Source organism: Frigoribacterium sp. Leaf44 (genome assembly GCF_001421865.1).
Lineage (GTDB): Bacteria > Actinomycetota > Actinomycetes > Actinomycetales > Microbacteriaceae > Frigoribacterium.
In genome coordinates this window covers 643,741-664,644 of record NZ_LMLG01000001.1, presented here as the reverse complement: position 1 = coordinate 664,644, position 20,904 = coordinate 643,741, and the positions used below count along the sequence as shown (strand labels likewise).

The following is a 20,904-nucleotide window of genomic DNA, read 5'->3' as shown; positions in this document are numbered from 1 at the left end:
ACAGGCCGTGTCGGGCAGTCGGTGCCGCCGTGGCCTCGACCGGCCCGCGCCGTCGACAGGAGCCCGCCCGTGAAGATCCACAATCCGTTCCGCATCGGCCTGCTCGCGGGCCTGGGTGTGCTCGTCGCCCTCGTGATCGGCGGCGCCGTCGGCCAACTCTCGACGATCCTGACCTACGTGGGCGCGGCCCTGTTCATCTCGCTGGGCCTCGACCCGATCGTCTCGTGGCTCGAGAAGCGCCGGGTGCCCCGGGGCATCGCCATCGTGATCGTCCTCGTGGCGGTGGTCGGAGCCTTCGTGGGCGTCGTGTTCGCGATCGTGCCCGTCATCGTGCAGCAGACCACGAGCTTGATCCAGGCGCTGACCTCGTACCTGCAGAGCGTCACCACCCAGCAGTTCGTCGACAACCTGCAAGAACTCGTCCCGCAGAACGTCTTCGACGTGCAGAACGCCCTCGACTCCATCGTCGACTTCCTGACCAACCCCGACAACGTCGTCACGATCGGGGGCGGAGTCCTCGCCGTCGGCGTCGCGATCGGCAACGGCCTGTTCGGCACGGTCGTCGTGGTCATCCTGACGATCTACTTCACGTCGTCGATCAACAGCGTCAAGCGCGCCCTGTACCAGCTCGTCCCGGCCTCGAAACGGGCCACGTTCATCGACATCTCCGAACAGATCAGCCAGTCGGTGGGTCGGTACGTCATCGGTCAGTTCACGCTGGCGGCACTCAACGGCATCCTCAGCTTCGTGTTCCTCACCATCATCGGCGCCCAACAACCGGCAGTCTTCGCGTTCATCGCGTTCCTCGGCTCGATCATCCCCCTCGTCGGCACCATCAGTGGTTCGGCGATCATCGTCCTGGCGCAGATCGCGCTGTTGCCCCAGTCACCGGCCACCTGGGTCACCGCAGCCGTCTACTACCTCGTCTACATGCAGGTCGAGGCCTACCTGCTGAGTCCTCGCATCATGCGTCGGGCGGTCCGCGTCCCGGGCGTGATCGTCGTCATCGCGGCCCTCGTCGGTGGCACGCTGCTGGGCGTGCTCGGCGCCCTCATCGCCATCCCGGTCGCCGCGTCGATCCTGCTGATCATCCGCGAGGTCTACGTCCCGCGCCAGAACCAGCTCTGAGGCGATCGGCACCGTCGGCCGCGCCCACGGTGGGCGACGCGGGCCGCCACCCGGCGGCCATGCCGTCAGGAGGCGGGGGGTGGCCAGGTGGACGGCAGCGGCAGGGCACCGGGGGCGACCCGACCGACGATCTCGGCCAGCACGCGGCTGGTCTGCTTCTCACCGACCCAGAGGTGCTTGCCACCCTCGACGGCGACGACCTCGGCCTCGGGCACGAGAGCGAACCGTCGTCGCGCTTCGTCGGGCCGCAGGTAGTCGTCGAACTCGGGGACGACGGCGACCACGGGCCGTCCGGAACCGTGCCAGGCCTCGAGCTCGGCATCGGACGTGCGGTGCAGGGGCGGGGACAACAGGACGGCCCCCGCCACCTCGACGTCGAGGCCGTGCTTCAGGGCGACCTCGGTGCCGAACGACCAACCCACCAACCACGGGACGGGCAGGCCCCGCTCGCGCACGAAGGCCACGGCAGCGGCGAGGTCAGCCGCTTCGGCCACTCCCTCGCCGAACTCGCCCTCGGACCGGCCGCGGGGGGACGACACCCCCCGGAAGTTGAAGCGGAGCACGGCGAGGTCGGCCAGAGCCGGCAGGCGGGCCGCGGCCTTGCGGATGACGTGGGAGTCCATGAACCCGCCGGCGGTGGGCAGGGGGTGCAGCGCGACGATCGTGCCGACGGGCTCGCGGTCCGCCGGGAGGCTCAATTCGCCCACCAGCGTGAGACCGTCGCCGGTGTGCAGTTCGACGTCTTCGCGGCGCGCGGGCAGCAGGACTCCCCCGCGGATCTCGAGGGCGTGGGTGTCGGGGGTCGTCACGAGATCCTCCAGCAGTGGGTGTGCCAATGACGGCGCGCCGCCAGGTCGTCCTCGGCGCCGAAGAGCCCGTCAGCGCGCCAGGCCACGACGTGCGGTGTCGAGGGAGCGATGCCCAGCGAGCAGCCGGGGCAGACGTACTCTTTGACGGCCGACGACGCCGAGACCGACTGCACGTTAAACGAACGCCCGTGCTTGGTCTCGACCGTCAGGCCGCCGAAGGACGCCCGGCTGATGTCGTACGCCTCGTCGGCCTCACGCCGGTCGCGCGAGCGACGGGAGCGGTTGCTGCGGGGCATGACGACCAGCGTAGCAACGGCCCTCGGGGTCGAGGGCCGCGCGGGAGGTCAGTACCAGTTGTTGGCGACCGAATGACCCCAGGCACCACAAGGTGTGCTGTACCGGCCACCGATGTAGTTGAGGCCCCATGTGATCTGCGTCGCGGGGTTGGTCTGCCAGTCGGCACCGACGGAACCCATCTTGCTGCCGGGCAGCGCTTGGGGGATGCCGTAGGCACCGCTCGAACGGTTGGACGCGTAGACGTTCCAGCCGGACTCTTTCTGCCACAGGGACACGAGGCAGTCGTACTGGTCGGAACCCCAGCCACGAGCTGCGACGAGTTCTGCAGCGACGGCCTTGGCACTGCCCGGATCGGGAGTTCCCGCCACGGGAGCGGCCGAGGACTTCTTGGCGGTGCCGGAGGTAGCACCCGAGGAGGCCTCGGGCTTCTCGGTCTCGGCCACCACGACGGGCGGCGGCGGCGGCGGCACGTACTCGGTGACTCCGTAGGCGTCCCGATCGGCCACCGTCACGGCAGCACCGGCGACGGTGAGGGTCTGGCCGGGGGCGGTCAGCACCGACGCGGCACCAGGAACGGTCGTCGCGGCCTCGGCACCGGCCAGCGGGTTGACGAGGGATGCCGACACGAACGCGAACGACGCACAGAAGCCGACGAGAGGCAGGACGACTCGACGAGGGACACCCGGTCGACGAGCAGCGGAGGCGGTGTCGCGGGCGGGCCCGGTGGTCGCGAGGGACCCGGCCGCCGACCGTCGGACGACGCTCTGCGAAGCCGGCACGCGGACGCGCCGACGGGTCGAGGTTCGTTCGACCGCGGCCGGGTGCTCTCGTCGAGAGGGACCGGGGTTCGGATTCGCTGCGTGCCTGCCCATGAGTCCGTCCAGGGTAACCGATGGGACGCCGGAGAGCCAGGGTCGACGCCTCAGCGTGTCGGGATGCACCCGCCGCCGGGCGGAGCGGCAGCCGTGGCCGTGGTCGTGGCCGTGGCCGTGGCCGTGGCCGTGGCCGTCAGCGCACGGCGAGCATGACGTCGACCACCGTGTCGAGCAGGAGGTCGACCTGGCTCTCCCGGTAGCCACCACGCTTGGCCCGGAAGACCGATCCCCGGACGTCGTCGATGCTGAGCGGACGGCCGTCGGTGAAGTACCCGTGCAGGCGCCGCGTGAGGCGGTCGACGTCGCGCGGGTGGTACCCCGTCGTGAGGATGCCGACCCGGTCGAACCGATGTCCCTGCGGTCGCTCGAGTCGGGCCACGATGTCCTCGGCGCCGGACCGTGCGGTCGAGAACCACGTGGACTCGGCCCCCGACGAGACCGCTCGTTCACGCTCGCGACTGGCGAAGGCGTCCTCGAGACGTTCGAGCGCGGCGTCGACGTGTGCCGTCGAGTAACCGTTCTTGGTCAACCCGAAGGCCGTGCGTCGGATGCGGGCGGAGTCGATGCCGAGGCTGGCATCGCCGGCATAGGCCTTGCGGGCCTCGTCCAGGAACGCGTCGACCTCGTCGACGTCGTAACCCCGCTTGCCCTTGGGAACGATCGGGAATGTGCTGCTCACGGCCACCATCATGCCGCATGGCCCGATGGCAAGCGGCTGGACGCGCGGCCCGTCACCGTCGTCGGAACGCCCCTACGCGAAGAGCAGGTAGAGACCGTAGGCCGCAGCGGCCGACGGCAGCGTGCTGTCCAGCCGGTCGAGGAAACCGCCGTGACCGGGCAGCCAGGTGCTGATGTCCTTGATGCCGAGGTCACGCTTGATGAGCGACTCGGACAGGTCGCCGATGGTGGCCGTCACGATGATGACGCCGCCGAAGACGAGGCCGAACCACCACGGCTCGTCGAGCAGGAAGACCGACAGCAGCACGGCCGCGATGAGGCTGGCGGCCACCGAGCCGGCGAAACCTTCCCAGGTCTTCTTCGGGCTGATGCGGGGAGCCATCGGGTGCCTGCCGAAGTTGAGCCCGGTCGCGTAGGCGCCGGTGTCGACGGCGATCACCACGATGAGTGCCGACAGTGTCCACCACTGGCCGTCGGGCCGGGCGGCCATCAGCACCATGAAGCTGCCGAGGAACGAGCAGTAGATCTGGACGAACGCCCCGGCACCCAGGTCACGACCGAGCGAGGAGGCGCCACCACGGTGCGAAGGACGGGCCAACTCGACGAGACGCCACAGCGACACGACGACGATGCCACCGACGAGTGCGGCCCAGTGGCCCCCGGCTCCCCCGTAGAAGGCCGCGGGGACGACGGCCACGCCCGCGAGGACGCTCGGCAGGCGGGGCACGTCGCGCCCGGCGAAGCGGAGGGCGCTGGCGAGTTCGAAGCACAGCGAGCCGATCAGGGCCGCCGCCACGATCATGAAGAACGCCTTGACGAAGATCAGGCTCAGCAGGACCGCAGCCCCGAGCAGCACACCCACGGCGATGGCGGCCGGCAGGTTGCGTCCGGTGCGCGCCGTCAACTTCTCGTTGCGCGAGTCGAGGCGCGCCTTGCCGGCTCGCAGTTGGTTCTCGATGTCGTGCCGGGCCGCCTGCGCACGAGCATCGAAGTCGGCCCGGCGACTGCCGAGGGTGCTCTTCTGAGCCGGTGACGAGTCGTCGGGGCCGGCGCCGTCGGGTCGCTGTCTCATCAGACCTCGAGCAGCTCCGCTTCTTTCTTCTTCAGCGCGTCGTCGATGGAGTCGATGTAACCCTTGGTGATCGACTCGAGCTCTTTCTCGGCGCGGGCGACCTCGTCGTCGCCGACCTCGGTCTTCTGGGCGTCGAGCGCCTCTTTCGACTTGCGACGGACGTTGCGCACCTGCACCTTGGCGTCCTCGCCCTTGCTGCGGACGAGCTTGACGAACTCTTTGCGACGCTCCTGCGTCAGTTCGGGGATCGTGACGCGGACGATGGTGCCGTCGTTCGTCGGGTTGGCCCCGAGGTTCGGGAAGGTCGCGATGGCCTTCTCGATCTCTTTGAGGGCCGTCTTGTCGTACGGCGTGACGATCATCGTGCGCGCCTCGGGCACCTGGAGCGAGGCGAGCTGGGCCAGCGGGGTCGGGCTGCCGTAGTAGTCGATCGGGATCTTCTGGAACAGAGCCGGGTTGATGCGGCCGGTTCGCACCGTGCCGAAGTCGTTCTTGGCCGCGTCGAGCGCCTTGTCCATCTTCTCGCGCGTCTCGGTGAGTACGTCGTTGATCGCCACTGGTGCTCCTTGTTCGGTTCGCGGTCGAGTTTAGTCGTCTAGTTGCTGACGATGGTTCCGATGCGTTCGCCACGGATGGCGCGGGCGATGTTGCCCTCGCCTTCCATGCCGAACACGTGCATGGGCATGCCGTTGTCCATGCAGAGGCTGAAGGCGGTCGAGTCCACGACCTTGAGCCCCTGCATCAGTGCCTCTTGGTACGTGAGCCGGTCGAGCTTGACCGCCGACGGGTCGTGGCGGGGGTCCGCCGAGTAGACGCCGTCGACGCCGTTCTTGGCGACGAGGACCTCGGAGGCCCCGATCTCGAGAGCCCGCTGGGCCGAGACGGTGTCGGTCGAGAAGTACGGCAGACCGGCGCCGGCACCGAAGATGACGACGCGTCCCTTCTCGAGGTGCCGCTCGGCACGACGAGGGATGTAGGGCTCGGCGACCTGGGTCATCGCGATGGCGGACTGCACACGCGTGGCGGCACCGGCCTGCTCGAGGAAGTCCTGGAGGGCGAGGGCGTTCATGACCGTGCCCAGCATGCCCATGTAATCGGCTCGGCCTCGGTCCATGCCGCGCTGACTGAGCTCGGCGCCACGGAAGAAGTTGCCGCCGCCGACAACGATCGCGATCTCGACGTCGGTCGCCGCGTCGGCGATCTCACGGGCGATGGCACCGACCACGTCGGGGTTCACGCCGAGCTGGCCGCCGCCGAAGGCCTCGCCCGAGAGCTTCAGCAGGACGCGTCGTCGTCCGGTGGTTTCCGATGTCATGCGAGTCTCCGTCTCGTCGTGGCCGTAGCCAGGTTAGCGAGTTCGGGCTGGTCGCCGTCCGTCGCCGATGATGCGCCCGGCGTCGTCACCTCGGCCGGGCACGGGAACGGGGCCCGAGACACGTTCGTCTCGGGCCCCGTCACGGTGCTGCTTAGGCGCCGACCTTGATGCGGGCGAAGCCCGTGATCGACAGTCCGGCCTCGTCGACGACCTTGGCGACCGACAACTTGTTGTCCTTCGCGTAGGCCTGGTCGAGCAGGGCGATCTCCTTGAAGAAGCCGGTGAGTCGACCCTCGATGATCTTGGGCAGGGCCGCTTCGGGCTTGCCCTCGTTCTTCGCGGTCTCCTCGACGATGGCACGCTCCTTGTCGACCTGCTCGGCCGGCACCTCGTCGCGCGACAGGTACGTCGGCGCGGCGAAGGCGATGTGCTGAGCGATCGAGCGAGCGGTCTCGGCGTCGTCACCGGTGTAGCCGACGACCACGCCGACCTGCGGGGGCAGGTCCTTCGAGGTCTTGTGCAGGTAGATGGCGAACTGCTCGCCCTCGATGCGGTTGACGGTGCGCAGTTCGACCTTCTCGCCCATGAGGGCGGCCTCGTCGTTGACGAAGGCCTCGACGGTCTGGCCGCCGATCGCGGCCGCGTTGCCCTCGGCGGCGCTGGAGGCACCGGCCGCGTGCACGGCCTCGAGGACCTGGTCGGCCAGGGCGACGAACTTCTCGTTCTTCGCGACGAAGTCGGTCTCGCTGGCGAGCTCGATCAACGTGGCGTAGCCCGAACCGGGCTTGGCGGCGACGAGACCGGCGGTGGTCTGACGGCCCTCGCGCTTGGCGACGCCCTTCAGCCCCTTGACGCGGAGGATCTCGACGGCCTTCTCGATGTCGCCGTCGGCTTCTTCGAGGGCGTTCTTGCTGTCGACCATGCCCGCGCCGAGGCGGTCACGGAGGATCTTGACGTCAGCGATGGTGTAGTTGGCCATGTGTCTGACTTCCTTTCGTGGAGTCGGAGAGGTGGAGGAGGACTACTTCGAGTCGGCGTCGGCCGGCTCGGCGGCCGTGGCCTCGGTCGCCTCGGCGACGGGCTCGACGACCGGCTCGCCCAGGGGCTTCGCGGCGACCTGTGCGTCGGCGTCGTTCTCCTCGACGGGGGCCTCGGCGACGGGCGCCTCGGCAGCAGGTGCCTCGGCAGCAGCGTCAGCGGCCTTGGCCTCGCCCTGCGCGAGCAGCTCGGCCTCCCATTCGGCCATGGGCTCGACGGGCTGGTCGGCGTCCTCGGGCTTCTGGTGACGCTGCACGAGGCCCTCGGCAGCGGCGTCGGCGACGATGCGCGTCAGCAGGCCGACGGAACGGATCGCGTCGTCGTTGCCCGGGATCGGGAAGTTGATCTCGTCGGGGTCGCAGTTCGTGTCGAGGATGCCGATGACCGGGATGCCCAGCTTCTTGGCCTCGTCGATCGCGAGGTGCTCTTTCTTGGTGTCCACGACCCAGAGGGCGGACGGCGTCTTGGTCAGGTTGCGGATTCCGCCGAGCGTCTTGTGCAGCTTGTCGAGCTCGCGCTTCTTGATCAGCAGTTCTTTCTTGGTGAAGCCCTGCGTCGTGTCGTCGAAGTCGATGTCCTCGAGCTCTTTCATGCGGGCGAGGCGCTTCGAGACCGTCTGGAAGTTGGTCAGGAGGCCACCGAGCCAGCGCTGGTTGACGAAGGGCTGGCCGACGCGGTTGGCCTGCTCGGCGATGGAGCCCTGGGCCTGCTTCTTGGTGCCGACGAAGAGGATGGTGCCACCGTGGGCGACGGTCTCTTTGACGAAGTCGTACGCGCTGTCGATGTAGCCGAGCGACTGCTGCAGGTCGATGATGTGGATGCCCGAGCGCTCGGCGAGGATGAAGCGCTTCACCTTCGGGTTCCAGCGACGGGTCTGGTGTCCGAAGTGGACGCCGCTGTCGAGCAGCTGGCGGATGGTGACGACGGCCATGGTCGTTCTCCTTGTTTCTGGGCGCACCCGCGGGTACGCCTGCTTGTCGGTTGTCGGGCGACCGGTCGGTCGCCACTGCCTGGTGCCCGGGCACACGTCCGCCGAGCACACCGTGAGGCGCGTTCGGACCGAGTGGACGTGGAGGCCGGGAGCGGCGCGAGGCGACCAGGTCGCCTCGACGTCGGTGCGTCCGAGGACGCACAGGGCACGCGAAGTCAGCCTGCTGAGCAGGCTGCATCGCTCATGTTAGCACCACCTCGGGCGAGGAGAGGCGGTGGTCGACACCCGAGTGCGCTGCGCTCGGACGACGCGTCGGTGACCGAGAGCAGTCTCGGAAAGCGAACGTCCCGCCCAGGATCTGGACGGGACGTTCGCTTGCCGAGAGTGCTTCTGCCGGGCTCAGGCCTTCGTGGACCGACCCGTGTCGGCCTGGACGGCCGAGATGCCCATCTCTTCGAGCGAGCGGCCCTTGGTCTCGGGGATCTTCGCCAGGACGAAGAAGAACGAGACGAGCGCGAAGAACGCGAAGATGCCGTACGACAGCGTGAGGCTGAGGGCGGCGAGGGTCGGGAACGACACCGTCACGATGAAGTTGGCGATCCAGTTCGCCATGCTGCCCACGCCGAGCGCCGTGGCACGGATGCTGTTCGGGAACATCTCGCCGAGCAGCACCCACATGAGCGGGCCCCACGTGGCACCGAACGACACGACGAAGAGGTTCGCGGCCACGAGCGCCACCGGGCCCCAGGCGCCGGGCAGCGAGGGGTCGCCGCTCGCCGAGGTGGTGGCCTGGCTGAACGCCAGGGCGGTGACGGCGAGGCTGACGAACATGCCGATCGAGCCGGTCAGCAGCATCGGCCGGCGACCGACCTTGTCGACGAGCCCGATCGCGATGAAGGTCACCGCGACGTTGACGACGGCGGTGATGGTCGAGATGAGGAACGAGTCCTCTTCCTGGAAGCCGACGGCCTGCCAGAGGGTGGTCGAGTAGTAGAAGATCACGTTGATGCCGACGAACTGCTGCAGCACGGCGAGGATGATGCCGACCCAGACGATGGGCTGAAGGCCGAAGCGGCTGCCGCGGATGGACGATTTCTTCTCGAGTTCGGCCTCGGTGCGGATCGAGTCGGTGATCTCTTTCAGGCTCGTCTCGACCGTCTCGGCGGGGACGATCGACTGCAGGACCTTCTTGGCCTCGGCCTCACGCCCGTCACCGGCGAGGTACCGCGGCGACTCGGGCAGACGCCAGGCGAGGATTCCGTAGACGACCGACGGCACGATGCCCACCAGGAACATCCAGCGCCAGGCCGCGAGGCCGAAGAGCGACGGCTCGGAGGCACCGCCGGCCGTGACCGCGAAGAGCTGGTCCGAGAGCAGGGCGGCGAAGATGCCGAGGGTGATGGCGAGCTGCTGGAACGACGCCAGACGACCACGGATGGCCTTGGGCGACACCTCGCTGATGTAGGCGGGGGCGATGACCGAGGCGATGCCGATGCCGAGGCCGCCGATGACGCGCCAGAGGACGAGGTCCCAGACGGCGAAGGCCGCGGCGGCACCGATCGAGCTGATCAGGAACAGACCGGCACCGATCAGCATGACCTTGATGCGGCCCATCTTGTCGGCGAGACGGCCGGCGACGTAGGCACCGATGGCACAACCGATCAGGGCCGAGGCGACCGCGAAGCCCGAGGCGAACTCGGTGAGGCCGAACTCGTCGGTGATGGACTGGACGGCGCCGTTGATGACGGACGAGTCGAAGCCGAACAGGAACCCGCCGATGGCCGCCGCCACGGCGAGCGCGGTCACCCGCCTGTTCAAGCTCTTCGTCGTTGCAGTGGTGTTCGACACCTGTACTCCTTCACGGCTCGAGGAGCAGGGCTCGTGGCCACGACTCCCCCACAAACGGTGTGCACGGGGTGTTCGTGCACGGGTGAACCTTACGCCTCGCCGAGAAAGGTTGCGCAACCGGCAAGGTACCGGTATGCGTTCTGGTCCTCCGCGGTCGCTCCGCCGCCTCGTCGGGGCCTCGACGACGGTCCTGGCGGTCCTCGTCGCCGGGTCGTCCACGTCCTCGCCGGCGTTCGCATCACCTCCGGCGGAGAACGCAGGAGGCGCGGTGTGGGCCTGGCCCGTCGCCTCGCCCCACCCGGTGGTCCGGCCCTTCGTCGGGCCGCCGAACCCGTGGTCGCCGGGGCACCGCGGCATCGACGTCGGGACGACCGAGGGCTCGGTCGTGACCGCGCCGGACGACGGGGTGGTGCACTTCGCCGGGGTCGTGGTGGACCGCCCTGTGCTGTCGATCGCCCACTCGGGTGGAGTGCTGAGCAGCTTCGAGCCGGTGGTGGCCGATGTCTCGAAGGGCGACGTCGTCACGCGGGGGCAGACCGTCGGTGTGCTCGTGCCGGGGCACTGTTCGGACCGGCCGTGCTTGCACGTGGGGGCGCGCATCGACGGCGAGTACGTCTCGCCCCTGCTGTTCTTGGGCGGGATGGAACCGTCGGTGCTGCTGCCGACACGGCCCCGCTGAGCACCGGTGCCACTCGGGACGCGTCGCTCGGGCGCGTGCGTCAGGCGCCTCGGGCCGTGCCGGTGTCCTCTGCGCCGTCAGGCGCGCGGGTGTGCCGAACGGTAGCTGTCCCGCAACCGGTCGGTCGAGACGTGCGTGTAGATCTGCGTGGTGCCGAGGCTCGCGTGGCCGAGCAACTCCTGGACGGCCCGGAGGTCGGCGCCCCCGTCGAGCAGGTGCGTGGCCGCCGTGTGCCTCAGGGCGTGCGGCCCCGCCGGCCCCCCGCCCGGGAGGTCGGCGAGCAGCCCGGCGACCAAGCGGTAGACGGCCCTCGTACCGAGCCGCCCTCCGGTGGACCCCACGAAGAACGCAGGGTCCGTGGCCGGGGTGACGAGCGTCGGGCGCGCGCGTTGGAGGTAGCGTCCCAGGGCCTCGGCCGCCGGGACGCCGAACGGCACGACGCGTTGTTTCGCCCCTTTGCCGGTCACCCGCACGGTCAGTCTCTCGAGGTCGACGTCGCCGAGGTCGGCACCGACGAGCTCGGACACGCGCAGGCCCGCCCCGTAGAGGAGCTCGACGACGGCGAGGTCCCGACGCGCACCGGGGTCGCCCGTGTCGGCACGGACGGCGAGGGAGGCCAGCAGGCCGTCGACCTGCTCACGGGTGAGGACGCGGGGCAGACGACTCTCGGGCTTCGGCGCGCGAAGCCGCGCGCCGACGTCGACCGGCGTCCGGTCGGTCTCGTCGAGCCATCGGGTGAAGGCCCGGACGCTCGCCGACCGCCTGGCGAGGGTGGCCCGGGCGAGCCCGGCCTGCGTGCCCTGCCAGAGCCAGTCGCGCAGCAGGTCGAGGTCGAGGTCGCCGACCTCGCCCGGGCGGCCGAGCCGCTTCTCGGCGAAGACGACGAGCGAGTCGAGGTCGGCACCGTACGACCGCACCGTGTGGTCGCTGAGCCCCCGACCGTCGTGCAGGTGGTCCGCGAACCGTTCGACCTCGCCCAGGAGGCGCGTCACGGCAGGGTCCGCCCCTCGCGTCTCGACCCCGGCCCTCGCATGCCGACAGGCTAACCATCGCGACGCCCCCGCACCCGTCGCCACCCCGACCCGTGCCGTCGGGCCGCGCCCGAGAGGTCGAGTTCGGCCAGCACGTCGCGGACCGTCTCGAGCGACAGACCGCTCGCGACGGCCAGTTCGTCGGTCTCGCGGGTCGCCGTCGTGCTGAGGGCGTCCAGCACCCGCATCGTCTCGGGGTCGAGCCGCCGCCCCTGGTACGACGCCACGACGAGGTCGGTCGACACCCCGGCGAGTGCGAGGACCTCGTCGGCACTCGTCACGCACTCGGCCAGACCGGATCGGATCAGGGCGTGGCAGCCCACGGACGACGGCGAGGTCACCGGACCGGGCACGGCCCCGACCGGACGACCGAGCGACTGGGCGTGGGCGGCCGTGTTCAGCGACCCCGAGCGTCCGCCGGCCTCGACGACGACGGTCGCGGCTGTCAGGGCCGCGATGAGCCTGTTGCGTTGCAGGAAACGCCACCGTGACGGTTTGCCCCCGCAGGGGGCCTCGGAGATCATCAGGCCCGTCTCGAGGATGCGTCGCAGGAGGCCGTCGTGCCCGGCCGGGTAGAGGTGGTCGACTCCCCCGGCCATGACCGCCATCGTCGTCGCCGACGCGGCCAAGGCCGAACGGTGGGCCGCACCGTCGATGCCGTAGGCGGCCCCCGAGACGACCGCGAGGCCACGGTCGGCCACGCCGTCGGCGAGCTCGGCCGACACCTGCTCGCCGTAGGCCGTCGCCGCTCTCGAACCGACGATGGCGATGCTCGACGCCGGTACCGGGACGCACGCCGGACCTCGCGCCCAGAGGGCCACGGGGGCATGGTCTCCGAGCTCGTCGAGGACCGTGGGCCAGAACGGCGTACCCGGCACGAGCAGCCTCGATCCCACGACGGTCGCCGTGTGGAACGACCGGAGGATCACCCCGGTCTCGAGTCGTGGCCGCCACCTCTTCAACGCCCGCACGAGGTCGAGCCGCTCGACGTCGTCGAGGGTCGCCCCGGCCTCGACCAGCGCCCCGGACAGGAGACCCGGGCGGGGTTCGTCCCGACCGACCGCAGCCTCGAGCACGACGCGGAGACCGACGGTCGGCCCGAGCAACGCCCGGACGACCCCGCCCACCGCGTCCCCCGGTTCGACCACGCCCGTCCAGGCGCCCAGGGCGAAGGCCCGGACGGTCTGCGCCTCGCTGAGATCGTCGACGTCCGGCAGGACGGGCCGCACGAGATCGGCCAGCTCGGTGGAGGTCGCCCTGAGCAGGTCGCTCACAGCGACTGCCGCATGCTCAGGGCCCGCACGACGTGACGGCGGACGGGGGCAGGGTCGCCGTCGAGGTCGGCGAGGGTCCAGGCGACGCGCAGCACGCGGTCGTAGCCCCTCATCGTCAGGGCACCGGTCTCGAGAGCCCGGTCGACGGGCTGCGAGTCCGCCACGGCCAGGCGGTTCGCCGGGTCGCGCAGCCAGGTACCGGGGACCTCGCCGGACAACCGCCAGGGGGTGCCGTCGAACCGACGGGCGGCACGGTCACGGGCCCGGTCGACGCGGTCGCGAGCCTGGCGCGTCGTCGTCGGGACGACGTCGGCCGAGGCTCGGAACTGGGACGAACTGATGCGGGCCACCCGCAACTGCAGGTCGATGCGGTCCACGAGCGGCCCGGAGAGCTTGCCGAGGTACCGACGCCGCTGATGCGGGGAACAGCTGCAGTCGGAGTCGCGGGAACCGTACTGCCCGCAGGGGCAAGGGTTGGCCGCGGCGACCAGCTGGAACCGCGCCGGGAAGCGAGCCACCGACCTCGACCGGTGGACGACGGTCTCACCCGATTCGAGAGGCTGGCGAAGGCAGTCGAGGACCGTCTGCTGGAACTCGGGCGCCTCGTCGAGGAACAACACGCCGCGGGTCGCCCTCGACGCGGCACCGGGCCGGATGACCCCGCTGCCGCCGCCGACCAAGGCCGCCGCGCTGCACGTGTGGTGAGGCGCCTCGAACGGTGGACGCCGGTCGAGATCGCCCGTGACGGCGACCCCGGCCAAGGAGCGGATCGACGCGACCTCGAGGGCCGAGTCGCCGTCGAGGTCGGGCAGCAGTCCCGGCAGGCGGGCCGCCAGCATGCTCTTGCCCGCACCGGGAGGGCCCACCATGAGGAGGTGGTGACCGCCGGCCGCGGCGACGACGAGCGCCTCGACGGCGTCGACGTTGCCGATGACGTCCGCGAGGTCGAGTTCGGCCGGCACCGTCGGTTCGGAGCGCGATCTCGTGATGGCCTCGACCGGTTCGGGTTCGAGACCTGCGCCGTGCCAGATGGCGGCCTCGCGGAGGCTCGGCACGGGCACCACGCGGATGCCGGGCACGAGGGCCGCCTCGTCGGCGTTGTCGGTCGGCACCATGACGGTGGTGGCCCCCGCCCGACGCGCACCCAGCACGGCGGGCAGGACGCCGTCGACGGGGCGGAGTCGGCCGTCGAGACCGAGCTCGCCCAGGTGGACGACGCGCTCGACGGACTCGGCGGGAACGACTTCGGCTGCGGCCAAGGCCGCGATGGCGATGCCGAGGTCGAAGGACGACCCCTGCTTGGGCAGCGAGGCCGGTGACAGGTTGACGGTCAGCTTGCGCGCCGGCAAGGCGCACCCGGAGTTCGTCGCGGCGGACCGGACCCGGTCGCGGGCCTCGCCCAGCGACGTGTCGGGCAGACCGATGATCACGAACGCCGGCAGCCCGGCACCCATGTCGGCCTCGATCTCGACCAGGGCACCGTCGACCCCCAGCAGGGCGACCGCCCTCGTCCGCGCCACGCTCATGCTCCGGCCCCGCGGACGTGGTCGATGCGCTCGTGCCCCGCGCACCGCTCGACCGTGATGCCCACGACGTCGATGCGCAACCCCCGGGGCGTCGTGGAGGGATGCGCCTGGCACCAGGCGCCCGCCAGCCGTCGCAGACGCGCCAACTTGGCCGGCGTCACGGCCTCGAGGGCGTGGCCGTAGCCGGTGCCCGACCGCGTCTTGACCTCGACGACGACCAGCACGTCTCCGTCCAGGGCGACCAGGTCGATCTCGCCCTCGCGACACCGCCAGTTGCGCTCGACGACCCGCATGCCCTGCGCCTCGACGTACTCGGCCGCGACGTCTTCGCCGCGCCGACCCAATTCGTCCTTCTTCGCCATGTCTGACCTCCTGCCAGCAGGCTGGCGGAGGCCTGTCCCTCGGGGGGCGGGCGGGACATCGTCTGGGGACGCCACCGATCCGGTGACGGCTGGGGACGAGCCGTATCAGACGGGTCGCATCCCGCGGCAACGGGTCACGTCGCGGCCGGGACTACTCGTCGAGCGCGAGTTCTTTCGGCAGCTCGAGATCGCGGGTCGTGAGCTCTTCGACGTTCACGTCCTTGAAGGTGAGCACCCGGACCGACTTGACGAAACGGTCGGAACGGTAGACGTCCCACACCCAGACGTCCGTCATCGAGAGTTCGAAGTAGAAGTCGTGCTCGGTGTCGCGCCGGACGAGGTCGACCTCGTTGGCCAGGTAGAAGCGCCGCTCGGTCTCGACCACAAAGCGGAACTGCGACACCACGTCGCGGTACTCGCGGTACAGCGCGAGCTCGACCTCGCGGTCGTAGTCTTCGAAATCGTCCTCGTCCATCGGAGGATCATCCTACGCGGCCCTCGGGGCGGCGGACGCCGAAGGCCTGCCGGTTCGGACCTCTGCCCCGGGAGTCAGTGCAACCAGGTGAGACGGTGGAGTGGCGACGGCCCCAACTCGGACAGTGCACCGTAGTGCGCCGACGAGCCGTATCCCTTGTTGCCGGCCCAGCCGTAGCCCGGGTGGGCGCCGTCGGCCTCGATCATCAGCCGGTCGCGCTCGACCTTGGCGATGACCGACGCCGCCGCCACCGACGCACAGTCGCGGTCGGCCTTGACCCGGGTCGTGATGCGGGGAGGGGTGGCGAGCTGGGGCGACAGGTAGTCGTGGTTGCCGTCGAGCACCACGACGGACTGCATGATGCCGACGCCGGCGTGGTGCAGCGCGGTCAGGGCGCGCTTGCCGGCCAGGCCGAGGGCGACGACGATGCCCAGCCGATCGACCTCGTGCGCCTCGGCGAAGCCCACCGCGTGATGGGACACCCACGACGTCGCCAGCGGGTAGAGGGCCTCGCGTCGCTTCTCGGACAAGAGCTTCGAGTCGCGCAGACCCGCGGGGACGTCGAGGCACTCGACGTGGACCGCTCCGAGCCCGACGGCGACCGGCCCGGCGATGGCACCCCGACCCACCTCGTCACAGCCGATCACCCAGGTCGCTCCGGTGGCGTGCAGCTCGCGCTCGAATTCGAGCGTGGGGTCGACGACGGGGCTCATTCGCCTTCTCGTTCGGTGCCGCGGAAGACGTCGGGGTAGTCGCCGAGCCACGTCCAGCGGTCGGTGGGCCAGCTGATGACGAAGGCGCGCCCGACGACGTCGCTCATCGGGACGAACCCCTTGCTCGGGGTGGCGCCGTTGTAGCGGCTGTCCTTCGAGTTGTAGCGGTTGTCGCCCATGACCCACAGGGAGTCGGCGGGGACCGTGACCGAGAAGTCGTCGGCCGAGACGCGGGTCTCGCCCGGAGGCAGGTTGACGTAGGGCTCGTCGAGGGGGACGCCGTTGACCGACATCTGGCCGAAGTCGTTGCAGCACTCGACCGTGTCACCCGGCAGGCCGATGACCCGCTTGATCAGGTGGTCGTTGCTGTCTTGTGCACCGAGCCCGACCAGCGTCAGGAACCACGAGATGCCGTCGGACACCGGGTTGCCCGTGGTCGTGCTGATCGGCGCCGTGCCGTCGAGCCACCCACCCGGGTCGGTGAACACCACCACGTCGCCACGCTTGACGTCGACGAGGTCGGGCACGAGCTCGTTGACGATGATGCGGTCGTTGATCTGGAGCGTCTGTTCCATCGACCCGGAAGGAATGTAGAACGACCGGATCAAGAACGTCTTGATCAGGAACGAGATGAGGAGCGCCGCCAGGAAGATGACGAGGACGTCGCGCACGAACGTGCCGATGCCGCGCTTCCCGCCGTCGTCGCGTCGAGGACGCAGGGCGCGCCTCACTGTGTCATTCGTCATTTAACCACCCGAGCTCCCCGCCATCTTAGATGGCGGGGAGCTCGGTGGATGTCGCGGGGACGCGTGACTAGTTGTCGCGCTTCTCCTTGATCTTGGCCTTCTTGCCGCGCAGCTCGCGCAGGTAGTAGAGCTTGGCGCGACGGACGGCACCACGGCTGACGACCTCGATGTGGTCGATGACCGGGGAGTGCACCGGGAAGGTGCGCTCGACGCCGACCTGGAAGCTCACCTTGCGGACCGTGAAGGTCTCGCGGATGCCCTCGTTCTGCTTGCCGATGACGACACCCTGGAAGACCTGGACGCGCGAGCGCGTGCCTTCGATGATGTTGACGTGCACCTTGACGGTGTCGCCGGCGCGGAAGTCGGGGACGTCCGAGCGGAGGTTGGCGGAGTCAACCGCGTCGAGGATGTGCATTGTCGTTCGCTCTCTGCAACCGCCACAGGTCGACTGCGTGTCTGGGGCACGTCACGCGCCCGTCATGATGAAGAAGGTGTGCTCTGGATCGGCAGACTCCCCTGTGGCAGAGTCGTGCGCAGGCACAAGCGCCTATTGTGCCACAGCGCGGGCGCCCGTGTCAGCCGCGCGGCGTGATGGTGATGACCGGGCCGTCGTCGCCGTAGCCGGGCCGACGCCCCGCGGCGGCCCCGGTGCCCGACGCGACCCTCTCGAGATCGGCGAGCGACGTGGCCATGCGGGCCCGCGCCTCCGTGACGAACTGCCACAGGGCCGAGGCGAACAGGCCGACGCCCGCCGCGATCGCCACGACGGCACAGAGCGCGAACAGGGCGGTCGAGAGGTCGAGGGACGAGGCCCCGCCGGCGACCTGCGTGAAGGCCGACGCGGACGCCGACTCGGCGGAACTGTCGACGATGAAGAACCCGAGACCGATCTGCCCGAGCCACGACAGCGTGAGCAGACCGACGTCGGCCCACGACACGGCCTTCGCCTGTCGGACGCTGCGGCGACCCACCACCACACCGGTGGCCACCGCCTGCCCCACGAAGAGCAGGGGCACGAGCAGCAGCTGGCCCACGAACTGGAGCCCCAACGGGACGCCGAAGAACGCCCGGCCCAGCAGCACCCAGAGCGGAAGCACGAACACGGCCACCCAGAGGAGGCGGTAGAAGACCCGGCGCATCGTCATGCGGTCGAGGCTACGAAACGATCGTGAAGAATGGCTGCATGATCGAACTGCGCACGCCCGACGAGATCGAGCGCATGCGGCCCGCCGGAGCCTTCGTCGCCCGCGTGCTCGAGGCGACCAGAGCTGCTGCACGACCGGGGATCGACCTGCTCGAGATCGACGAGCTCGCGCACGGCATGATCCGCGAGGCGGGCGCCGAGAGCTGCTACGTCGACTACCACCCGTCGTTCGGTGCGAGTCCGTTCGGCAAGGTGATCTGCACGTCGGTCAACGACGCGGCCCTGCACGGCCTGCCGCACCGCCACCGGCTGCGCGACGGCGATCTGCTCAGCCTCGACTTCGCCGCCTCGGTGGACGGCTGGGTCGCCGACTCGGCCGTGTCGTTCGTCGTCGGCGAGCAGGCGTCGCCCGAGGACCTCCGCCTGATCGAGACGTGCGAGGTCGCTCTGGACGCCGGCATCGCCGCCCTGAGGCCGGGCGCCAAGCTGGGCGACGTCTCGGCGGCCATCGGCCGGGTCGCCCGCAGCGCGGGCTACGGCGTCAACCTGCAGTTCGGCGGCCACGGGGTCGGACGGACGATGCACGGCGATCCCCACGTCCCGAACGACGGACGCGCGGGCCGGGGCTGGCCGGTGCGGCCCGGGCTCGTCGTCGCGATCGAACCCTGGCTGATGCGCGGAACCGACGAGATCGTCACCGACGCCGACGGCTGGACGCTGCGCAGCGTCGACGGTTCGAGGGCGGCGCACGTCGAGCACACCGTGGCCGTCACCGAGGACGGACCGCTCGTGCTCACCGCACGCGGCTGACCTGGACGAGCCGGGGCCGCGGCCCCTGGCCCGCACCTCGACCCGCGGACCCCGTCAGTCGAGCAGGTCGGGCCGCACCCGACGGGTGCGTTCGAGCTGCTGCTCACGACGCCAGGTCGCGATGGCCGCGTGGTTGCCGCTGAGCAGCACGGGAGGGACGTCGAGACCACGCCAGGACGCCGGCTTGGTGTAGCTGGGGTACTCGAGCAGGCCGTCTTCGTGGCTCTCTTCGGTGAGGCTCTCGGGGTTGCCCACGACACCCGGGACGAGACGCCCGATGGCCTCGATCATCGCCGTGACCGCGACCTCTCCGCCGTTCAGCACGTAGTCGCCCAGGCTGATCTCACGCACCGTCGCCCGGGTGGCGGCGTGCTCGACGACGCGCTGGTCGATGCCCTCGTACCGGCCGCAGGTGAAGACCAGATGCGGCGCGAACGCGAGCTCACGCGCCATGGCCTGGGTGAACGGCGTGCCCGCCGGCGACGGGACGATCATGATCGTGTCGTCGGGCGTGGACGTGTTGCCGAAGACGTGGTCGAGCGCCTCGCCCCAGGGCTCGGGACGCATGACCATGCCGGCCCCGCCACCGTAGGGCGTGTCGTCGACGGTGCGGTGCCGGTCGTGCGTGAAGTCACGCAGGTCGTGCACGGCGACGTCGAGCAGCTTCTGCTGCCGGGCCTTGCCCAGCAACGAGATGTCGAGCACCCCGAAGAACTCGGGGAAGATCGACACGATGTCGATGCGCACGCGTCAGCGCTCGTCGTCGGGAGCGGACTCGCCCTCGGAGGCCGGCTCGTCGACGCCGTCGAACGCCGGCTCGTCGTCCGTGTCGTCGGCCAGCTCTTCGAACAGCCCTTGCGGCGGGGTCACGACGACCACGCCGGCCTCGACGTCGACCTTCGGCACGAGGGCCGAGACGAACGGGACGAGAACCTCGCCCGACGCGGTGTCGACCGCGAGGAGGTCTTGGGCCGGCAGGTGATCGACCCGGGCCACGGTGCCGACGACGACACCGTCACGTTCGACGCGGAGGCCGACCAGCTGGTGGTCGTACCAGGCGTCGTCCTCGTGCGGCAGCTCGTCGGTGTCTTGGTCGACCCAGAGGATCGCCTTGACGAGGGACTCGGCGGCAGTGCGGTCGTCGACGCCCTCGAAGAAGCCCACCGGGTGGCTGTTGTACCAGCGCAACTCGGTGAGGGTGAGGGTCTTGTCGTGCCAGGCGCTGTCGGCGGGCACCTGCAGGCGGAACACGGCACCCGGCACGAAGCGCTGCTCGGGGGTGTCGGTGAAGAGTTCGAGCTTGAGGGCGCCCTTGAGGCCGTGGGCCTTGGTGAGGCGCCCCACCCGGAGTTCGGTCTTGCGGTCGGACGGCACGGCTCTAGAGATCGCCGTCGACGACGTCGACCCGGACACGCTTGCCGTCGGCCAGTGCCGTGATCAGGGTGCGGAGGGCCTTGGCGGTGCGACCGGCGCGGCCGATCACGCGACCGAGGTCGTCCGCGTGGACGTGCACCTCGAGGACGTCGCCTCGCGGGGAGTTCTTCTCCACGACCTGCACCTCGTCCGGGTGATCGACGATCCCCCGGACGAGGTGTTCGAGTGCAGGTGCGAGCACCGACTACGCCTCGGTGGTCTCGGCGTCGTCGCTGGACTCGGCGGGAGCCTCGGCCTTGACGGCGGGCTTCTCGGTCTTGGGCACGAGGACCGGCTTCTTCTTCTCGTCGGCGACGAAGGCCTCTTTCGGGGCCTTGGTCTTGACGGTGCTGACGGCGTCGGCGTCGCCCTTGAACTTGCCCCAGTCACCCGTCAGCTTCAGCAGCGCGGCGACCTGTTCGGTCGGCTGGGCGCCGACGGAGAGCCAGTACTGCGCACGCTCGGACTCGACCTCGATGAACGAAGGCTCTTCGGTGGGGTGGTACTTGCCGATCTCTTCGATGACGCGACCGTCACGCTTGGTGCGCGAGTCGGCGACGACGATGCGGTAGTAGGGGGCGCGGATCTTGCCCATGCGCTTGAGACGGATCTTGACAGCCACAATTCTCCTGTGTGATGTGATGTGGGCGAGTAGCCAGCCGTGAGCGTGGGGGCACACTCGGCTCGAAAGCTCTGATGGGAGTCGAACGTCGCCTGATTAGAGGGTCGGACGACAGAAG

Annotated in this window: 26 protein-coding genes; 3 read left to right on the top strand and 23 right to left on the bottom strand. The window is 69.9% G+C overall.

Going from position 1 to position 20,904, the window contains the following annotated elements:
• Positions 1 to 69 precede the first annotated feature (69 nt).
• Positions 70 to 1,128 carry an AI-2E family transporter gene (locus ASE87_RS03105; RefSeq protein ID WP_043596340.1) on the top strand — a complete coding sequence of 353 codons (1,059 nt, stop codon included), beginning with the start codon at positions 70 to 72 and terminating at the stop codon, positions 1,126 to 1,128.
• A gap of 65 nt (positions 1,129 to 1,193) precedes the next feature.
• Here ASE87_RS03105 and ASE87_RS03100 read toward each other — a convergent pair whose 3' ends face one another.
• The 10 genes from ASE87_RS03100 to ASE87_RS03055 form a co-directional block, all read right to left on the bottom strand.
• Positions 1,194 to 1,937: an alpha/beta hydrolase gene (locus tag ASE87_RS03100; RefSeq protein ID WP_235472173.1), complete on the bottom strand. Its 744-nt coding sequence runs from the start codon at positions 1,935 to 1,937 to the stop codon at positions 1,194 to 1,196.
• Complete coding sequence (locus ASE87_RS03095) at positions 1,934 to 2,233, bottom strand: hypothetical protein (RefSeq protein ID WP_043596338.1); 300 nt, start codon at positions 2,231 to 2,233, stop codon at positions 1,934 to 1,936. The genes ASE87_RS03100 and ASE87_RS03095 overlap by 4 nt, the downstream gene beginning before the upstream one ends.
• A gap of 48 nt (positions 2,234 to 2,281) precedes the next feature.
• The gene (locus ASE87_RS03090) at positions 2,282 to 2,860 is read right to left on the bottom strand and encodes a transglycosylase SLT domain-containing protein (protein ID WP_137846995.1); all 579 of its coding nucleotides are present in this window, start codon (positions 2,858 to 2,860) and stop codon (positions 2,282 to 2,284) included.
• 382 nt (positions 2,861 to 3,242) lie between these two features.
• Complete coding sequence (locus tag ASE87_RS03085) at positions 3,243 to 3,797, bottom strand: DivIVA domain-containing protein (RefSeq protein ID WP_056226812.1); 555 nt, start codon at positions 3,795 to 3,797, stop codon at positions 3,243 to 3,245.
• Between the two features lie 63 nt (positions 3,798 to 3,860).
• Positions 3,861 to 4,859 (bottom strand): phosphatidate cytidylyltransferase, encoded by a 999-nt coding sequence (locus tag ASE87_RS03080; RefSeq protein WP_082452257.1) that lies wholly within the window; start codon positions 4,857 to 4,859, stop codon positions 3,861 to 3,863.
• Positions 4,859 to 5,377 carry a ribosome recycling factor gene (gene frr / locus ASE87_RS03075; protein ID WP_043596359.1) on the bottom strand — a complete coding sequence of 173 codons (519 nt, stop codon included), beginning with the start codon at positions 5,375 to 5,377 and terminating at the stop codon, positions 4,859 to 4,861. Before frr ends, ASE87_RS03080 begins: the two co-directional genes overlap by 1 nt.
• A 77-nt stretch (positions 5,378 to 5,454) precedes the next feature.
• Positions 5,455 to 6,174, bottom strand: coding sequence for a UMP kinase (gene pyrH / locus ASE87_RS03070; RefSeq protein WP_043596333.1), 720 nt, complete (start codon positions 6,172 to 6,174; stop codon positions 5,455 to 5,457).
• Between the two features lie 151 nt (positions 6,175 to 6,325).
• Positions 6,326 to 7,153, bottom strand: a complete 828-nt coding sequence (gene tsf / locus ASE87_RS03065; protein ID WP_043596332.1) for a translation elongation factor Ts — start codon at positions 7,151 to 7,153, stop codon at positions 6,326 to 6,328.
• A 42-nt stretch (positions 7,154 to 7,195) separates the two neighbouring features.
• The gene (gene rpsB, locus ASE87_RS03060; RefSeq protein WP_043596330.1) at positions 7,196 to 8,143 is read right to left on the bottom strand and encodes a 30S ribosomal protein S2; all 948 of its coding nucleotides are present in this window, start codon (positions 8,141 to 8,143) and stop codon (positions 7,196 to 7,198) included.
• 399 nt (positions 8,144 to 8,542) lie between these two features.
• A complete protein-coding gene (locus tag ASE87_RS03055) occupies positions 8,543 to 9,991 on the bottom strand; it encodes a sugar porter family MFS transporter (protein WP_043596328.1) in 1,449 nt (482 codons plus the stop codon).
• A 268-nt stretch (positions 9,992 to 10,259) separates the two neighbouring features.
• Here ASE87_RS03055 and ASE87_RS03050 point away from each other — a divergent pair, with 268 nt between their 5' ends.
• Positions 10,260 to 10,670 (top strand): murein hydrolase activator EnvC, encoded by a 411-nt coding sequence (locus ASE87_RS03050; RefSeq protein WP_235472172.1) that lies wholly within the window; start codon positions 10,260 to 10,262, stop codon positions 10,668 to 10,670.
• Positions 10,671 to 10,747: 77 nt separating this feature from the next.
• On the opposite strand, the gene ASE87_RS03045 is transcribed toward ASE87_RS03050, so the two are convergent.
• The 9 genes from ASE87_RS03045 to ASE87_RS03005 form a co-directional block, all read right to left on the bottom strand.
• Positions 10,748 to 11,662: a tyrosine recombinase XerC gene (locus ASE87_RS03045; protein ID WP_200925435.1), complete on the bottom strand. Its 915-nt coding sequence runs from the start codon at positions 11,660 to 11,662 to the stop codon at positions 10,748 to 10,750.
• A gap of 50 nt (positions 11,663 to 11,712) precedes the next feature.
• Positions 11,713 to 12,975 (bottom strand): DNA-processing protein DprA, encoded by a 1,263-nt coding sequence (dprA, locus tag ASE87_RS03040; RefSeq protein ID WP_082452255.1) that lies wholly within the window; start codon positions 12,973 to 12,975, stop codon positions 11,713 to 11,715.
• Complete coding sequence (locus ASE87_RS03035; protein ID WP_056225811.1) at positions 12,972 to 14,501, bottom strand: YifB family Mg chelatase-like AAA ATPase; 1,530 nt, start codon at positions 14,499 to 14,501, stop codon at positions 12,972 to 12,974. Before ASE87_RS03035 ends, dprA begins: the two co-directional genes overlap by 4 nt.
• Complete coding sequence (locus ASE87_RS03030; RefSeq protein ID WP_043596322.1) at positions 14,498 to 14,863, bottom strand: YraN family protein; 366 nt, start codon at positions 14,861 to 14,863, stop codon at positions 14,498 to 14,500. The genes ASE87_RS03035 and ASE87_RS03030 overlap by 4 nt, the downstream gene beginning before the upstream one ends.
• A 151-nt stretch (positions 14,864 to 15,014) precedes the next feature.
• Positions 15,015 to 15,338, bottom strand: coding sequence for a DUF2469 domain-containing protein (locus ASE87_RS03025; RefSeq protein WP_056225809.1), 324 nt, complete (start codon positions 15,336 to 15,338; stop codon positions 15,015 to 15,017).
• A gap of 74 nt (positions 15,339 to 15,412) precedes the next feature.
• Complete coding sequence (locus ASE87_RS03020) at positions 15,413 to 16,051, bottom strand: ribonuclease HII (RefSeq protein ID WP_043596318.1); 639 nt, start codon at positions 16,049 to 16,051, stop codon at positions 15,413 to 15,415.
• Positions 16,048 to 16,797, bottom strand: a complete 750-nt coding sequence (gene lepB, locus ASE87_RS03015) for a signal peptidase I (protein WP_043596317.1) — start codon at positions 16,795 to 16,797, stop codon at positions 16,048 to 16,050. Before lepB ends, ASE87_RS03020 begins: the two co-directional genes overlap by 4 nt.
• Positions 16,798 to 16,864: 67 nt before the next feature.
• Positions 16,865 to 17,212, bottom strand: coding sequence for a 50S ribosomal protein L19 (gene rplS / locus ASE87_RS03010; RefSeq protein WP_043596315.1), 348 nt, complete (start codon positions 17,210 to 17,212; stop codon positions 16,865 to 16,867).
• Positions 17,213 to 17,372: 160 nt separating this feature from the next.
• Complete coding sequence (locus ASE87_RS03005; protein ID WP_056225805.1) at positions 17,373 to 17,942, bottom strand: hypothetical protein; 570 nt, start codon at positions 17,940 to 17,942, stop codon at positions 17,373 to 17,375.
• Positions 17,943 to 17,980: 38 nt separating this feature from the next.
• Here ASE87_RS03005 and map point away from each other — a divergent pair, with 38 nt between their 5' ends.
• A complete protein-coding gene (gene map, locus ASE87_RS03000; RefSeq protein ID WP_056225802.1) occupies positions 17,981 to 18,751 on the top strand; it encodes a type I methionyl aminopeptidase in 771 nt (256 codons plus the stop codon).
• Positions 18,752 to 18,805: 54 nt separating this feature from the next.
• Here map and trmD read toward each other — a convergent pair whose 3' ends face one another.
• The 4 genes from trmD to rpsP are packed head-to-tail and all read right to left on the bottom strand — an operon-like array spanning position 18,806 to position 20,786.
• On the bottom strand, positions 18,806 to 19,498 hold the full coding sequence (gene trmD, locus ASE87_RS02995; protein ID WP_043596311.1) for a tRNA (guanosine(37)-N1)-methyltransferase TrmD: 693 nt from the start codon (positions 19,496 to 19,498) through the stop codon (positions 18,806 to 18,808).
• A 3-nt stretch (positions 19,499 to 19,501) separates the two neighbouring features.
• Positions 19,502 to 20,125 carry a ribosome maturation factor RimM gene (rimM, locus tag ASE87_RS02990; RefSeq protein WP_231567151.1) on the bottom strand — a complete coding sequence of 208 codons (624 nt, stop codon included), beginning with the start codon at positions 20,123 to 20,125 and terminating at the stop codon, positions 19,502 to 19,504.
• A 4-nt stretch (positions 20,126 to 20,129) separates the two neighbouring features.
• On the bottom strand, positions 20,130 to 20,366 hold the full coding sequence (locus ASE87_RS02985) for an RNA-binding protein (RefSeq protein WP_043596309.1): 237 nt from the start codon (positions 20,364 to 20,366) through the stop codon (positions 20,130 to 20,132).
• A gap of 3 nt (positions 20,367 to 20,369) precedes the next feature.
• The gene (gene rpsP, locus ASE87_RS02980; RefSeq protein ID WP_043596307.1) at positions 20,370 to 20,786 is read right to left on the bottom strand and encodes a 30S ribosomal protein S16; all 417 of its coding nucleotides are present in this window, start codon (positions 20,784 to 20,786) and stop codon (positions 20,370 to 20,372) included.
• Between the last annotated feature and the right edge of the window lie 118 nt (positions 20,787 to 20,904).